General features: G+C 38.6%; 12 protein-coding genes. 4 read left to right on the forward strand and 8 right to left on the reverse strand.

Features of this window, described 5'->3' with window-relative positions; genetic code table 11:
- The first annotated feature begins 542 nt into the window (after positions 1 to 542).
- Positions 543 to 3,818, forward strand: coding sequence for a SusC/RagA family TonB-linked outer membrane protein (locus tag HMPREF9072_RS02170; protein WP_009410300.1), 3,276 nt, complete (start codon positions 543 to 545; stop codon positions 3,816 to 3,818).
- Positions 3,819 to 3,830: 12 nt separating this feature from the next.
- Positions 3,831 to 5,306 (forward strand): RagB/SusD family nutrient uptake outer membrane protein, encoded by a 1,476-nt coding sequence (locus tag HMPREF9072_RS02175; RefSeq protein ID WP_009410301.1) that lies wholly within the window; start codon positions 3,831 to 3,833, stop codon positions 5,304 to 5,306.
- Positions 5,307 to 5,814: 508 nt separating this feature from the next.
- On the opposite strand, the gene HMPREF9072_RS02180 is transcribed toward HMPREF9072_RS02175, so the two are convergent.
- On the reverse strand, positions 5,815 to 7,131 hold the full coding sequence (locus HMPREF9072_RS02180) for a DUF389 domain-containing protein (protein WP_009410302.1): 1,317 nt from the start codon (positions 7,129 to 7,131) through the stop codon (positions 5,815 to 5,817).
- 317 nt (positions 7,132 to 7,448) lie between these two features.
- Between HMPREF9072_RS02180 and HMPREF9072_RS02185 the strand changes: the two genes are divergently transcribed.
- Positions 7,449 to 8,294: a CPBP family intramembrane glutamic endopeptidase gene (locus tag HMPREF9072_RS02185; RefSeq protein ID WP_009410303.1), complete on the forward strand. Its 846-nt coding sequence runs from the start codon at positions 7,449 to 7,451 to the stop codon at positions 8,292 to 8,294.
- A 408-nt stretch (positions 8,295 to 8,702) separates the two neighbouring features.
- Here HMPREF9072_RS02185 and HMPREF9072_RS02190 read toward each other — a convergent pair whose 3' ends face one another.
- The 4 genes from HMPREF9072_RS02190 to HMPREF9072_RS02205 form a co-directional block, all read right to left on the reverse strand.
- Entirely contained in the window at positions 8,703 to 9,416 is a 714-nt protein-coding gene (locus HMPREF9072_RS02190) for a DUF4197 domain-containing protein (protein ID WP_002673868.1), read from the reverse strand.
- Between the two features lie 81 nt (positions 9,417 to 9,497).
- Positions 9,498 to 10,205: a hypothetical protein gene (locus HMPREF9072_RS02195; RefSeq protein WP_009410304.1), complete on the reverse strand. Its 708-nt coding sequence runs from the start codon at positions 10,203 to 10,205 to the stop codon at positions 9,498 to 9,500.
- 9 nt (positions 10,206 to 10,214) lie between these two features.
- Positions 10,215 to 11,057 (reverse strand): DUF3822 family protein, encoded by an 843-nt coding sequence (locus tag HMPREF9072_RS02200; RefSeq protein WP_009410305.1) that lies wholly within the window; start codon positions 11,055 to 11,057, stop codon positions 10,215 to 10,217.
- Positions 11,032 to 11,694 (reverse strand): hypothetical protein, encoded by a 663-nt coding sequence (locus HMPREF9072_RS02205; protein WP_002673865.1) that lies wholly within the window; start codon positions 11,692 to 11,694, stop codon positions 11,032 to 11,034. The genes HMPREF9072_RS02200 and HMPREF9072_RS02205 overlap by 26 nt, the downstream gene beginning before the upstream one ends.
- 126 nt (positions 11,695 to 11,820) lie before the next feature.
- Here HMPREF9072_RS02205 and HMPREF9072_RS02210 point away from each other — a divergent pair, with 126 nt between their 5' ends.
- A complete protein-coding gene (locus HMPREF9072_RS02210) occupies positions 11,821 to 13,242 on the forward strand; it encodes an ATP-dependent RecD-like DNA helicase (protein WP_009410306.1) in 1,422 nt (473 codons plus the stop codon).
- 55 nt (positions 13,243 to 13,297) lie between these two features.
- Here HMPREF9072_RS02210 and HMPREF9072_RS02215 read toward each other — a convergent pair whose 3' ends face one another.
- The 3 genes from HMPREF9072_RS02215 to HMPREF9072_RS02225 are packed head-to-tail and all read right to left on the reverse strand — an operon-like array spanning position 13,298 to position 15,520.
- The gene (locus HMPREF9072_RS02215; RefSeq protein ID WP_002673862.1) at positions 13,298 to 13,645 is read right to left on the reverse strand and encodes a phage holin family protein; all 348 of its coding nucleotides are present in this window, start codon (positions 13,643 to 13,645) and stop codon (positions 13,298 to 13,300) included.
- Positions 13,630 to 14,400 (reverse strand): alpha/beta fold hydrolase, encoded by a 771-nt coding sequence (locus HMPREF9072_RS02220; protein WP_009410307.1) that lies wholly within the window; start codon positions 14,398 to 14,400, stop codon positions 13,630 to 13,632. The genes HMPREF9072_RS02215 and HMPREF9072_RS02220 overlap by 16 nt, the downstream gene beginning before the upstream one ends.
- 19 nt (positions 14,401 to 14,419) lie before the next feature.
- Positions 14,420 to 15,520, reverse strand: coding sequence for a glycoside hydrolase family 6 protein (locus HMPREF9072_RS02225; RefSeq protein WP_009410308.1), 1,101 nt, complete (start codon positions 15,518 to 15,520; stop codon positions 14,420 to 14,422).
- Between the last annotated feature and the right edge of the window lie 46 nt (positions 15,521 to 15,566).

Here is a 15,566-nt window from a genome sequence, read left to right on the forward strand (position 1 = left end):
ACCCATCTAATACCCTTTTTTCATCAAAAATCCTCTCAAATCTCTTCCGAACTTCTCCGTTTCCTTCCGAATCCCCATAACAGCTCTAACATATCGCTTTTGCGGTACGCACTTTGCCAAAGTTTGAAATTTTGGCAAAGTTGATGTTCTAAAAAGTTACCTCCCCATTTCCCCATTTTCTCATTCTCTCATTTTCTCATTCTCTCATTTTCTCATTCTCTCATTTTTTCCCTGCCTGTGCGGCTCGCACCTCATTTTCTCATTGTGATATTTGTAACATTCTATTGGTTATTTTGTAACAAAAACACTGTTTTTTTACTGAAATAATTTTGCATAAAAACAGTGCATAATAGGCATTTCTTTGCGTTTTCGTCAAAGAAATGCCTATTTTATTGCAAAAAACGCAAAGAAATCGCGTTTTTATGATTTTTTTCTCATCTATTTTTTACAAACAAAAAGAGTAAATTTGTTAAGGGTAAATTTGGAACTTAACAGAAAACTTTTCTACCTTTGCACCAGTTTATAAAATAATGTTATAGAAGATGAGATTAAACAAAGTATCTTTCGCACTATTTTTAATACTAATAGTGCAAGGCTTCTCGTGGGCGCAGGAACGAGAAGTGACAGGAACAGTACGCGATGCTAACGGAACCGAAATGATGGGCGTTGCCGTACTAGTAAAAGGAGAACAACACGGTGTTCAAACCGACTTTAATGGTCGTTATAGCATCAAGGTTGCTCCAGGTAAGACCTTAGAGTTCTCATTCTTAGGAATGAAAACCCAAAATCGCAAAGTAGGCACTTCAGGTCGCATTGATGTAGTAATGCAAGAAGAAGCCCAAGTGATTGACGAGGTAGAAGTAGTAGGCTACGTATCCGTAAAGAAAGACCAATACGTAGGTTCTGCTTCATCTATCAACAAAGAATCTCTCAAGAACAAGAACGTTTCTAATGTATCTCAAGCTTTGGCAGGTGAGGCAGCAGGGGTTCGCGTAATCAATACTTCGGGACAACCAGGATCTGAGGCTAAAATTCGTATACGTGGCTTTGGTTCTGTAAATGGGAATCGTGACCCTCTATATGTGTTGGATGGAGTACCTTTTGACGGACACGTATCATCTATTAACCCCGACGATATTGAGAGTATGGTAATACTCAAAGATGCTACTTCTACTTCGGTATATGGTTCACGTGGGGCTAATGGAGTGGTACTCATCACCACTAAAAAAGGACGTCCAGATACCACTCGCATTCAAATAGAATCAAAATTAGGTTTCAATATGCGTTTGTTACCTCGTTACGAAACTATCAAAAGCCCTGAACGTTATGCTGAATTAGCTTGGGAAGCAATGCGCACTCGCGGAGCTCTTACACAAGCGGAAAACCCTGCAGGTTTTGCCGCTAAATATGCTAATCCTGAAGATTTTGCTAACAAAAATTTGTTTGGGAACTTAGGTATACCTACCAAATACAATTTATGGGATACTGTAGGAGCTAATCTGATAGACCCTGCTACAGGAAAGGTGCGTGCAGGTGTAAACCGCCGTTATGACCCTGAAGATTGGAGTGACTACGCTTTTCAAACAGCTGTACGTCGAGAGTATAATGTGAATATGAGTGGAGGTAGTGGTAAAACTACATACTACACAAGCATTGGTTATCTAAAAGACGATGGTTATGTAATCAATTCAGGTTTTGAACGTTACTCAGCCCGTCTTAATATGTCGTATCAAGCTAAACCTTGGCTTAAAACTGAAATGAGTTTAGGTTATGCCCATAGCCAAAGCAAAGCTAATGGGCAAGCAGAAAGTAGTGATAGTGTTTTTTGGTTTACCGATAATATTCCTTCAATTTACCCTCTTTTCTTAAGGGATGCCAAAGGCAACAAAGTGAAAGATAATTATTACGGTGGCTATCAGTACGATTTTGGTAATGGCAGGGGGTTTGGTTCTCTTACTAATGCTGTAGCACAAGCTACTTATGACAAGAAAAATAGAACTCGTAATGAACTCAATGGGAATATCTTCTTAAAAGCTGATATTGTAAAAGGGTTGAGCTTTGAAACTCGTTTTGGTGGACAGTATTACAACAATGCTTACAATGATTACACCAATCCTTACTATGGTTCACAAAAATCTAACAAAGGATTGTTGTATAAAAGGAGATTTGAATTGTTGAATTATACTTTCTTACAGATGTTACGTTATAACAAACAATTTGGAGACCACAATATGCAAGCCTTTGTTGCTCACGAAAGTACTACCTTCGATTGGTCAGAATTAGATGCTGAGAAAAGTGGTTTGGTAGATCCTAAAGGTACTGAGTTGAACAACGCTATCAAAATGATAGATTTGAAGTCTTTTATCTACAACTATCGTTTGGAAAGCTATTTTGGTCAACTTCTCTATGACTACAAAGGGAAATATTTGTTTTCAGGATCTCTGAGGCGTGATGGTTCTTCACGTTTCTTAAATAATAAATGGGGTAATTTTGGCTCTATTGGTTTAGGTTGGGTAGCCAGTAAAGAGAACTTCTTAAAAGAAAAAGAATGGTTGCCTTATCTTAAACTAAAAGCGAGTTATGGTACGGTAGGTGACCAATCAGTGGTTTCTGGTGAAGATGCAAGAGATAATAACACTGGATATTACCCTGGTTACGACGTGTACGATTTAGGTAATTTTATGGGGTTGCCTGCGGCTGTATTCAACAAAATAGGCTATCCTGACCTTACTTGGGAAAAATCAAAAATATTCCAAACAGGAGTAGAGTTTACTTTGCTCAAATCAAGAGCAATCGAAGTACAATTCGATTACTATCACAAAACTACCGACAATTTGATTTTCGATAGCCGTTTAGCACCCTCTACTGGTAATGGTATTTACAAGGTAAACGATGGCAAATTAGTAAATCAAGGCTTTGAGTTTAATGTAATGGCTCATCTTGTAAACAACGAAAAATTCCGATTGGATTTAGGCGTAAATGGTGAAATCCTCAAAAACAAACTTACCCATATGCCTTACGATAAATCTACTAAATCAGAAAAGATAATTGATATAAGCAGAAATCTTTTCGGTAGAAGTAAAGATCATTCTCTTTTTGATTATTATATGAAAGAGTATCGTGGGGTAAATCCTCAAACAGGGGCTGCGCAATGGACAGTACATTACCTCGATAATAACAACAATGGTAAATTCGATGATGGAGATACTCCTATCAATTCATTGCACGAGTTTCAATTCTTGAACCCTAATGCTAATATAAAGGAAGGTGTTACAGAAAAATATAAAGATGCTACTCAAAAATATGTAGGTAAGTCAGCTATTCCCGATTTGCGAGGCGGCATCACTTTGCGTGCTGAATACAAAGGTATTTCGCTTAGTACTCAACTTTTGTATAGTATAGGAGGTTATGCTTATGATGCAATATATGCCAGTTTGATGCAGAATAGTAAAATTGGTAGAAACAATTGGCATAAAGATATTGAACAACATTGGAACAAAGCAGGTGATATAACTGATGTGCCAAGATTGTCGTCAGAATATGGTGATGATGGTGATTTCAATAGTATATCTAGCCGTTTCTTAACTAAATCCGATTATTTAGCTTTAAACAATATTACCTTAGGCTACGCTTTGCCTAAAGATGTTTGTAAAAGCTTTGGTTTTGAAGGTTTAGACTTCGCTCTTTCAGGAGATAATTTGTGGCTTCATACTGCCAGGAAGGGACTCAACCCTACTACCTCTGAATCAGGAGGATCAGAAACCTATCGTTATACTCCACTATCTACCTTTACTTTAGGGGTAAAAGCAACTTTTTAAAATAAACACACTATGAAAAGATATTTAACTTACAGTATATTATTGGCAGCAACCGCAGTATTTATTAGTTGCCAAAAAGATTTTCTCAATACTTCACCTACTGAGACAGTTTCTACTGCCCCTCCTGAACAAAGGTTGAACGGTCTTTATTTGATGATGATCCAATCAGGAACAGGAGGTACTACCGCTCAATCTGATTTTGGTCAGAAAATGGTAGATATGTACACCGATTTTTTATCAGGAGATATGGCTCTAACAAACGCTCCGTATGGATGGTTTCAAGATATTGCAAACTTGAAAATATCAGGATTGCCTCAAAATACTTACAACTATATTCCTTGGCGTTATTACTATCGAATGATCTATGAAACTAACAAGTCGATTGCTGAACTCGCTACACCTAAAAATGATAGAGAGAAATATGCTTTAGCACAATTTCACGCACTGAGAGCTCACGCTTATTATTACTTGATGCAGCTTTTTACTACTAAGTATGAGCCCGATTCAAGTACTAATTCTATCCCTTTGTATACCCAAGCTAATGTCACTACTAAAGCAAAGGCAAAACAATCGGACATATATGCCTTAATCGTAAGTGATTTGCAATTTGCTATTGATAATTTAGACGGATTTAGGCGTGATAACAAAGGAATGATAGACAAAAATGTAGCCAAAGGAATCCTTGCTTATGTATACGCTACTATGGGAGAAAACCAAAAAGTAGCCGAGTTGGCACAAGATATTATCAACAAAAGTGGTTACCCGCTTACTACTCGTGAACAGACTGTTTACAACTCTACTACAGGAAAAGGGGGTGGTTTTAATGATGTGCAAACTTCAAGCTGGATGTGGGGTTTTGATATTATTGCTGAAAACGGAGTTAACTTAGGTTCTTGGTGGGGTTTTATGGATATGTTTACTTATAGTTATGCTTCTGTAGGTGAAACTAAAGCTATAGACGATAAGCTTCACCAACAAATACGTAATAGCGATATCAGAAAAAAACAATTTGATACATTTGTTGATGATGAAGGAGAGAGTTATTCTTTACTACCTGTCAATAAGTTTTTTGCCCCTGAAAGAAAGTTTCAAGGACAAAGAGTTATTCTTACCGACTATATTTTTATGCGTGTAGATGAATTTTATCTATTAGCTGCAGAAGCCTTAGCTAAATTAGGTCAAGATGCACAAGCTAAAACTATTTATAAAAAACTTTTAACATTGCGTTATCCCGAAGCTACTGCTGCTACTGATATTACTTATGTAGATGCACTTTCAAATACTGAGTTACAAGACGATATCTACCTGAATACTCGTATCGAACTATGGGGTGAAGGGAAAAGTTACCTTGCCTTAAAACGCAACCACAAAACAGTAAACAGAGGTAGTAATCACTATGAGGTGAAAAACCAAAGTTTTAATTATGATAATCCAAAACTTTCGCTCACTATCCCTCAAAACGAACTTCAAAACAACTTAGACCTTTAAATATTCAGTTAAATATTTAATGATAGTGTTTCCTGCAATGCCTTTGGCATTGCAGGAAATGTTGTTATAATTTATACTACTTATTCAGCGCTGGCTATTCACTACTTTATCCCAGTCCATTGCGTTAAAGAAATTAGTTAGCCACTGCTTCACCAAAAACCATCTAAAAGTTTTTAAAACTACCAAAGTCACGCCTATGTTTGTATTACAATCTGTGTAAATCCAGTAGCAAAGCTACTAATTCGTACCCATCACATTTGTCAATTGTCAATTGTCAATTGAAAAACTATTCGTGTAATCTGTGCGTAGTCTGCGATCTGGCATAGCAGAGTTTGTGTGTAAAGGTAGCTTGCTACCTATTTGTTTGATTTTTTTTAAGATTTGTAAAATTTCTGTAGCGTAAGCTACACCTTTCTTACGTCGGACTCACGCTAATTTAAAAGTCCATACAGCTCACACCACGGGGATTTCATTTTCTCATTTTCTAATATGCTAATTTTCTAATTCCCTAATCTGCTAATCTGCAAATCACTTTCTTATCGCCAAACTTCTCAGCGAGCCATTGTTGCAACTTTTGGCGATCCACTTCTTTGGTGACTTCTTTGCCCTTCACAGTTTCTTTTTTAGGCGTGTAGAGCATCACCGTAGTGAGAGAAGAGTTGCCTTTTCCTGAAAAATCTGTCAGTTTTCCAAAATAAAAACTCTCAATATTAGGGAACAATACTTTTATTTCTTTGGCAAAAGTCGGGTCGGTATATTTGTATTGCGCCAACTCTTCTTTTAGTTGATTTATCTTCAAGTCTTTATTAGAGAGCGACGCCTTGTTTTTGTTGATTTCCGATAGCATCTCTTTGTCAATATCCGACTCTTTTTGCCTAATGATGAGTTCGGTATTGTGTAATTTGAAGTTTTTGAGGTTACTTTGTAGTGTTTTTACTTCTTCATCGGTAAATTTCTTGTCTAAAAAAGCCAATTCAATGGTTTTAGGCGAGGTATTGTAGTGTATTTTCTTGTAAATAATGGTATAACCGCTGTTTTCAAACTCGGCAGTGATATAATGAGCTACATTCTCGTGAAACTCCTTCTCTTTTAAAAGACTATATGCCAAATACAAACTTGGGGTAACAATAAGGATTACCAATGTGGTGATAACAACGCGCAAACGCTTGTTGAGCGCTTCGTTACCCGTGTTTTTAGGAGTGTATTTCAGGTATTTGATGATGAGGAAAGTAGCAATCCCAATGAAGAAACAGTTGATGCTATATAGATAGAAAGCTCCTAAAAAATAACTAATATTGCCCGTAGCCAAGCCAAATCCAGCTGTACAAAGCGGTGGCATCAAAGCGGTAGCAATTGCCACCCCTGGGATAGGGTTCCCTCTGTCTTGACGGGTGAGGGAGATAGCTCCTACCAACCCACCTACAAAGGCGATAAGCACATCGTAAATGGTAGGCGAAGTACGTGCCAAAAGCTCTGACTGTACATCTTTAAACGGACTGATATAGAAGTAGATAAACGATACTATAAGACTCACCACAGTAGCGATGAGCAAACTCTTTCCAGTTTTCTTCAACAAGTCGAAATCATAAGTAGCCAATGCAAATCCTGCCCCCACGATAGGTCCCATCAAAGGAGAAATAAGCATCGCCCCAATGATTACAGCGGTAGAGTTCACGTTTAACCCAATAGAAGCAATAAGGATAGCACAAGCCAAAATCCATAGATTAGCGCCACGAAAAGAGATATTGCTAAGGATATCTTCAATTACTTTTTCCTTTTTCTCTTCCCCCTGATGTAAATTAAAAAGCTTTTTCAAAAAACTCATAATGTAAGATATTAGATGTTAGTTTTTAGTCATTAGTACAAACTACTAATGTTTTTTATGTGAAGTGCAAAGATAAGCATAATTTATCAATTAACCAATATGTCAATTTGTCGATTAGTGGTGCAAAGCTGTAAAATATTAGATGAAGTAGCAAATGTATTCGTCTGCTATTCAGTTTAATACCTATTATTGTTCGGTGTAGAGCCACTGTAGAGCCACTGTAGAGCCACTGAAGGCTAACATATTAATTAGCACATTTGTAAATTTACTAATTTGCTATTTTTTCTTATCTTTGTACTTTCAAAACTTCTTCTATTATGACAAAGAACAAGAAGATAAATGTATGCATTTTTATTCTCGTTGCCCTCAGTTGTGGCTGGGTAGGCGTATGGGTAGATTCCCTTACGGGGGAAACAGCAGGCGATTTCAGCAATACCAGCAATGGTACTAAAGGAATGGGTATTTTTATAGCTGCCCCAGTGCTGACTTGGCTCGTGTTGCGCGCCTTTATGGGCGATGGTTGGCGCGATGCAGGACTGCGCCCACTTATCAAGAAAAACCTGCGGTGGTATGGGGTGGCTACGCTTATTTATCCTACGGTGATTGCCCTTACCCTGCTTATTGGAGAACTTTTTGGGTGGCTGAAAGTGCAAATCCATTGGACAAACTACTTCGCGGGTTTTGGTATTTTTGTATTAGCGGAATTTGTAAAGAATTTCTTTGAAGAATCATCGTGGCGGGGGTACCTCACCGCTCGTTTGCTCAGTTTGAAGCTGAAAGATATATGGCTCTACCTCATTGTGGGGGTAGTGTGGTGTTCGTGGCATTGGCCTTACTTTTTCTACTTCATAAAACCCGAACGCCTATTTGCTTTATTCCCTTACGACAAAGTAACCTTTTGCGTGTTGGCATTAGTGAGCTGCACCTTGTGGACGGTAATGTATACCGAGATTTTCCGCCTTACGGGCTCTATCTGGCCTGGGGTGTGGATGCACGCTATTGAGGATACTACCATCTACAGCTTGATGTACGACAAGCATATTTTCATTGAAACGGGTAAAGATATACTCATTTCACCCGTTTCAGGGATTATTCCTTGTCTGTTGTATCTTGGTGTCGGTTTATGGTTACGCAAAATCAGGATTGCCAAAGAGAAACAGTAGGAATAAAACTCTCCGTGCGGTACTTATATACTACACAGGGATTATTATTGCCTGTCGAATCACAACTGCTGTGTGGCTCGCAATTTGCTAATTTAACGTCAGCTCGATATATGCAACATTAATTTGCAATTGTCTTTCTGTTACTATTCCGTGAAAATTCCTCAGCTTTAGCTGAGCAATTCGTGTAATCTGTGCGTAGTCTGCGAGATGGCATAGCAGAGTATGTGTCTAAAGGCAACTTGTTACCTATTTGTTTGATTTTTTTTTAAGATTTATAAGATTTCTGTAGCGTAAGCTACACTTTTCTTACATCGAACTCACGAGTTTAACAGTCCGTACAGCTCGCACGTGCTACGTTAACAGTTAAACAACAAAAAATCCCTTTCTCACAGAGAAAGGGATTTGCTATTATTTATTATCCTGCATCGCAAACACCGATTTTAGTAAGGGGGTAGTGCGCGCCGCTATGTTCGTGCGTATTTCCTTCTCCTTATCGCCCACCTTCACAAACAACCCATTGATAGCCTGTTGGGTAACGTATTTAGTAAGGTTCGGTTCAACGGGCTTTACTAATGGTATTTGGTTATACTTGTTGATAATGTTTTCCCATACTTTATCGGCACCTACTTCACTAAGTGAGGCTTGCACTTTGGGAGCAAAAGCAGTCTCCAAAGAACTATAAGTGCTGTTTTTCAGGTAGGTAGTCGCTGCGGTATTGTCACCTTTTAAGATGTTCATCGCATCGGTAAAGGTCATATTTCGTATCGCCGATAAAAAGATAGGCTTCGCCTGACTTACAGCATTTTCGGCTGCTTCGTTTAGTACTTTTAGCCCTTGGTCAGCCAAAGAACCTAACCCCACCGAACGCAAAGTTTTATCTACCTTCTGGAGTTCTTCGGGTAAGAGAATCCGTACTGCTTGGTCTTTAAAATAACCACCGTCTTTGCTCAGCAAATCCACCCCACTACTTACCCCCATTTCAAGGGCTTGTTTGAGTCCGCTGGCTACATTAAATCCGCTACCGCCTTGGGTAGTGTTGCCCATAACTTGTTGCAATTCATCGCAACTGTTCAGAGTAAAAGAGCCCATTGTTAAGAGCCCCAAAAGCATTACTTTTTTCATATATTTGTTTTATTAATTTTTAACTGTCTTTTTCTTATTTCATCTGTATAAGTAGCGTAAATCGTAGCAGAAAATTATTATTTACCTTTTATTTATTGAAAGGTATATACTGAAAATGCTCGCAAAAAGTATCGGGAAGGTAATGACAATGCCTATACCAAAAGAAAAGAAGCCTGCTAACACAAAAACACAACCCAAGAAGGTAATGATAAGGGCAGTGAAAGGTGCGAGCATTATTCTTCTATAACTCTCTCCCATAGCCTTGAAAAGAGGTTTGCTTTCCAAAATAATAATTGGGATAGTGAGCACAAATACTAACGAGATGATAGTGTTAAAGGCAAGTCCTAACGAGTACATTCCTATGGCAGAAAAGCCTACTAATATAAAAGTTTTAAGGCACATTTGCAGAATAACGTGGCTTAAAATAGCACTTGTTTCAGGAGCGCGATAATAAGTGAATAGGTTGCCCAAAGTAGCGCGTTCCCCTTGGATTACCGCTACGAAGTTCTTGTAAATACCTGCTGTAAAAGGGGTAATAATACCATCTACAAGCAACGAGAAGAACCAAAATTTAATAACAAAACTCCGGCTACTGACTAAAGCGATGAGCTTTTCGGGGTTGCTTTGCAGAGCTATGATATCCTCTAAAGGCATTCCGAAGATAGTAGTAATAAGAGAAGCGTAAACTAAAAACACTACTGTAAATAAAATAAGAGAGCCCAAAAGGTGTACTCCGAAAGTACTTTGGTATAGTTTAAAAGTATTGCGCAATATGTTCAAAAATTTCATAGCAATAGGTTAAAAAGATTGGGTGAGCACAAAATTCCGACGAATGAGCTCTTCGTCCATTCCTGCAGCAAAATGTTCCTTATGGTATTTCAGGAGGTAAATATACCTCACATAACGCCTTACCTTATTATAAAACAGTGCTGTAGGTTCTACTTCCCCTGTGATATAAAGAGGCACTTGCTCAGTATCAATGTCCAATTGCTCAATAGAGAAAAGAATGTAATACAAGAAGTCTTCAATAGTTTCATAACTGAACCTATTGAAGTAATACAGTTTTTTACCTCTAAACACTACAAAGTAAAAAGAGCCTACTTCGGCATAGATATACATCACTTCGAAAGCGTGCGAAGAGTAGTGTTTGAGGAACATACGTAGTAGTGAGGTAGCAAAGTGTTGGTAGTCGAACCTACCGTAATAAGAAAGTAGTGAATTATTTACTATTGTATTGGGCAAATAAGCATTCACCGTTTCAATAGATATGATTCTATCAATTTCCACGGTATAGGGTTCCGCCTCCGATACATCTATACTGTATTTGAGGTATTCCAGCATTTCGTCTTTTCCGCCGTAAAGAGACTGTGGGATAAAAGCAAAGGAAGGGGTATTGTGTAAAACCTTAATAGTATCGAAATCTTGGCGGAGGTCGTCTTCACTTTGTATCACAAAATAGATTTGCCTATCGATATCTTCTTTGCTCTTATAGCTGAAGTTGATAGGAAAATTATAAATAGCCTCTACACACAGGAGCACAGGGTTAAACACACAAAAAGAAAGTCCATCCAAGTTTATTTGAATGGACAATTCCTTAAAGTACGTTTTAAACTGATTATTGCTTTGCAATTTTTGCGTCATAAGAAGTTGGCCAGTTACCGTTTACAGTAAGCTCTTCGAGTGAACCTACTTTAATATTAGGACCTCTTACATCTTCTACCGATGTTTTTGCAATTTCTTTTTCTACTAAGTCTTCATCAAGACCTTGTAGCACCACTCTCTTAGGCACATACGCTTCAAAAACGGAAGATTTTACATTGTTCTTGTCGGTAATTTCTCCTGTTTTCATTATAAACTGACCAGGAATTTTACCTTTGATAGGAGGTAAATCGCGCAAATGCAAATAACGATTATCGTTTTTAAACAATGAATCTTTTACTGATACGTGCCCCAAAGTATCAATAACTACACCTTGGCGCATTACCGTAATTTTAAAAGTCTCATCGAAAGCATTCCAGCTTGTGTCGCGTTGTGAAGTAATAGTAAATTGTGCAGTTTCGATAAACTTAGTAAGCTCATCAAAATTATCGGCATATTTGCCGTTGAGTCTCAAATAAGCATCTTGCGCTGCACGGATATCTTTTAGTTTCTTAATTACCTCGGTGTAGCGTTCCTCCTTAATTTTTTTGAACTCAATAGGGCCTGTGATAGACCTGTAAATTAGGTAGCAAAATACTAAACCTAATGCCCAAAATGCAATAGTTACAATTTTTTTCATCGTTTTAATTCTATAAATTAATAATAACTTTCTTGACTGGTATTGCGCAAAACTACAATCTTTTTTTGAAACAAAAAAATTATTTTAACTTTTTTTTATAATTTTGCTCTCAGAACTGTTTTTATTATGAACGAAAAAGCCTTTTTTAGTGCCCTTATTAGTGCCTTTAAACACGAGCCTACTCCTTCGCAAAATATTGCTTTACAAAAGATTACAGAATATCTGTTCTCAGCAGATGCTTCTGATAAACTTTTTTTACTAAAAGGTTTTGCTGGAACCGGAAAAACCTCTATCACCAACTGTCTTATCCGCACTTTACCGCTCATAAACCACCAACCGGTGTTATTAGCACCTACCGGTAGGGCAGCCAAAGTGATGACCTATTTCACCCAAAGGCAGGCTTTCACTATTCACAAATATATTTATTACTCCAAAGCTGATGGTACTGATGTATCCTTCAAACTGCGTGCCAATAAGCTCCAAAATACTTTATTTATAGTAGATGAGGCTTCGATGATTGCTGATAACGACTATCAACTCTTTGAGCGCCCTTCATTATTAAACGACTTAATGCGCTTTGTGTATTCTGGGAAAAACTGCAAACTATTACTTATAGGCGATACTGCGCAATTGCCTCCTGTTAATATCCTCGAAAGTCCTGCACTGAATATTCCTTATTTAGAATATCAGTTTCAAAAAGAAGTACTCACGGTTACGCTTACTGAGGTGGTACGCCAGCGACGGAAGTCCGGGATATTGCGCAATGCTACCCGTTTGCGCAAACATATCTTCTCTTCGCTTACTGAAAAACAGTTCGCTTTTAAGATAAATCATCACCCTGATATAATACGACTCACTGACGGGGCTGAAATACAAGATGCTATCAGTGAGGCGTATGACGATTATGGTTCAGAAGAAACTACGGTGATAGTGCGCTCCAACAAGCGCGCGGTGGCTTGGAACAACCAAATACGCAGGGTGATTTTAGACGTTGAAGACGAAATAGCTGCCGGAGACTTGCTAATGGTGGTTAAGAATAATTACTTCTGGTGTAAGGATAATTCGCAAGTGAGTTTTATTGCCAATGGTGATACTATAGAGGTATTACAACTTTATGACTTTACAGAAGCCTATGGTTTCCGCTTTGCTGAGGTATCGGCTCAGCTTATTGATTATCCCGAAGTACCTCCGTTTGATACGGTTATATTATTAGACACCTTAAACAGTGAAGCTCCTGCCTTATCACCAGCTCAAAGCAATCAGCTTTATGAAGAAGTACTCTCTGATTACGCTGATGAACCTACGGCTTATAAAAGATATCAGAAAGTGAAAGAAAACCCTTATTTCAATGCTTTGCAGGTGAAGTTTTCGTATGCGATTACCTGCCATAAGAGTCAAGGGGGGCAATGGGACGCCGTGTTTGTGGAGAAACCTTACTTACCTGATGATATCATAGATGAAGGTTACTTGCGATGGCTTTATACGGCTATCACTCGTGCTAAAGAAAGGGTGTACTTGGTAGGGTTTAAAGACGAGGATTTTGGTTAAGAATTAAGAGTTGAAGAAAGATGAGTTTTTTGAGTGACTTCAACTTTGGCAATAATTAGTTTCTTACTCTTCCAAAAGGGGCAAGAGCTAATGCCTGAGCTAACGAAAGGCAAGTGCTGAACATCAGTCCGCCCCAGAAGCCGTGTACTACAAAGCCACCTACTAATTTGCTTGCCAGGAGCACAATTACAGTGTTGATGATAAATAAAAAGAGCCCAAAAGTCATAAAGGTAATAGGGAAGGCAATGAACTCTAATATGGGGCGTACAATACCATTGAGAAGTGAGAGCACAAAGGCTACCACGAGGGCTGTAAAGAAGTTCTCGATATGAGCACCTACATTTAGGTAGCCCAATACAAAAACAAGGGTTGCGGAGATGAATAAGCTTATAAAGTATCGCATAAGAAATGTATGGTTTTATTGTAAAATTCAGTAGGGTTTTGAGCGTGTAACCAGTGTCCTGCCTTGCTCACCGTATCGATAATAGCGTGCGGAAAGTGAGTGCGAATAAGGGCTTCGTCTTCGGGCATCACATACTCAGAATACTCTCCTTTTAAGAAGAGTGTTTTACCTTCGAACACGTTGCTATCGGGGAGTTCAGCACCTATCTCGCTTTCATTCTCAATTAAAGCAGGGAGATTCAGGCGCAAGCCCAATCGGTCTTTGGTTTCCCAATAAAGGTTTTTCAGTAAGAACTGTCGCACCCCTATATCGCTTACATAAGCCGAAAGAGCTTTATCGGCTTCGGCACGTGAATGTATCACATCGAAATTTAAGGATGCTAAACCTTGTAAACAAGCTCCGTGATGCTCAGGAAAGTATTTAGGCGACATATCAGCAACGATGAGAGAAAGCACTCTATCGGGGTGTTCGGTAGCGAAAAGCATTGCTGTTTTGCCTCCCATAGAATGCCCCATCAGGTGAAAGACTTTCAATCCGTGGGCATCAGCATATGCAAGCAAATCTTGTGCCATTAGAGGATAGCTGAAATCGGGGCTGTGAAAACTACGACCGTGATTGCGTTGGTCTACTAAATGCACTTGAAAGCCCGCTTCGGCATATTTGAGCCCCAAAGTACGCCAGTTATCTGACATACCCAAAAAGCCGTGCAGGATAATGAAGGGAGTACCTTCGCCTATAATTTGAGAATGTAACATAGTTATTTAGTAAGATAATTTAAAAGTTGTTAGGGACTTTCCACTCTTCTATAATTCCTTTTTCAATAGCTTTTTGCACTAATGATTTTGCTACTGCGGGATACCAAGAGCCTGCCTCAGGATCGCCATTGGCACAAGTACCATCGGATAAGCCAGGATGTTTAATCCACAAATAAGCGTCGGCGTGAGGAGCAGAGGTTTTGGTGGTAGGGCGTACTCCTAAAGCGGCGTTAAAATTGTTACAACTGTAATAATAAGCCTTATTGGTTTGTTTAGGGCTATCGATACCATTGCGGGAGGTGTCTATCACGTAGTATTTTGTGCCTAAGTTTTTCTTTTGGAGCGTTTGTACGAACTCTTCGCTCCACTTTTCAGCCCGAGGAGTCCCTCTATGGTCGGCGACGTTGGTAACAAAGCCACGCATATACCGGATACCGCCATCTATTACCGCTTGGGCAGCTTCTTCTTGTTTGAGTTCTGTTCCGCCAATATGCAAATACAGCAACGCATTCGGGTTGTTATCAGCAAAGGTTTTTCCTACATAAGTGAGGAGTTCAGCGCGTTCTTTGTATTTTGCATCGTTGTATTTCCAGCCTTTCTTTAAACAAAAGTTATGGGCATCGGGTTCTACAATCACTATTATAGGGGTTTTGCCAATAATAGCACTGGTGCGATTTATCCACGCCTTATAAGAAGCAGCCGTTTTATGACCTCCAGTTGAATACGAACCACAATCTCTATAAGGAATACCGTAGAGTGTGATGATAGGTGTTTTTTGTTGTGCCTTTGCGCCTTCGATGAGACGTTTTAAGGTACTATCGTCGAAGGCTTTTACGCCTTCGAACCATTCAGCTGTGGGAGTAGCGGCTATTTGGTAATAGAGTTTCTTTAAGTAAGGGTCTTTTTCTTGCTTAGTCATTTCATAAGCCTTAGTTTCCGTAAAGAGATAGAAAGGCTTGGAATAAGCTAATAAAGAACTGTCTCTTTTTTTAGGTTCTTCCTTTTTGGAGTTTTCTTTTTTCGGAATCTCCTCAGTATTATTGTTTTTGGTACAAGAGATGATTGCGAAGCATATCGCAATGATGAGATAAACGTACGTTAAAATAATATTCTTTTTCATTGGATAATATAATCAATGATTAATGTTTATTCTTCTATAAGCCCCC

The sequence above is a fragment of the Capnocytophaga sp. oral taxon 324 str. F0483 genome (assembly GCF_000318315.2).
GTDB classification, from domain to species: Bacteria; Bacteroidota; Bacteroidia; order Flavobacteriales; family Flavobacteriaceae; genus Capnocytophaga; species Capnocytophaga ochracea.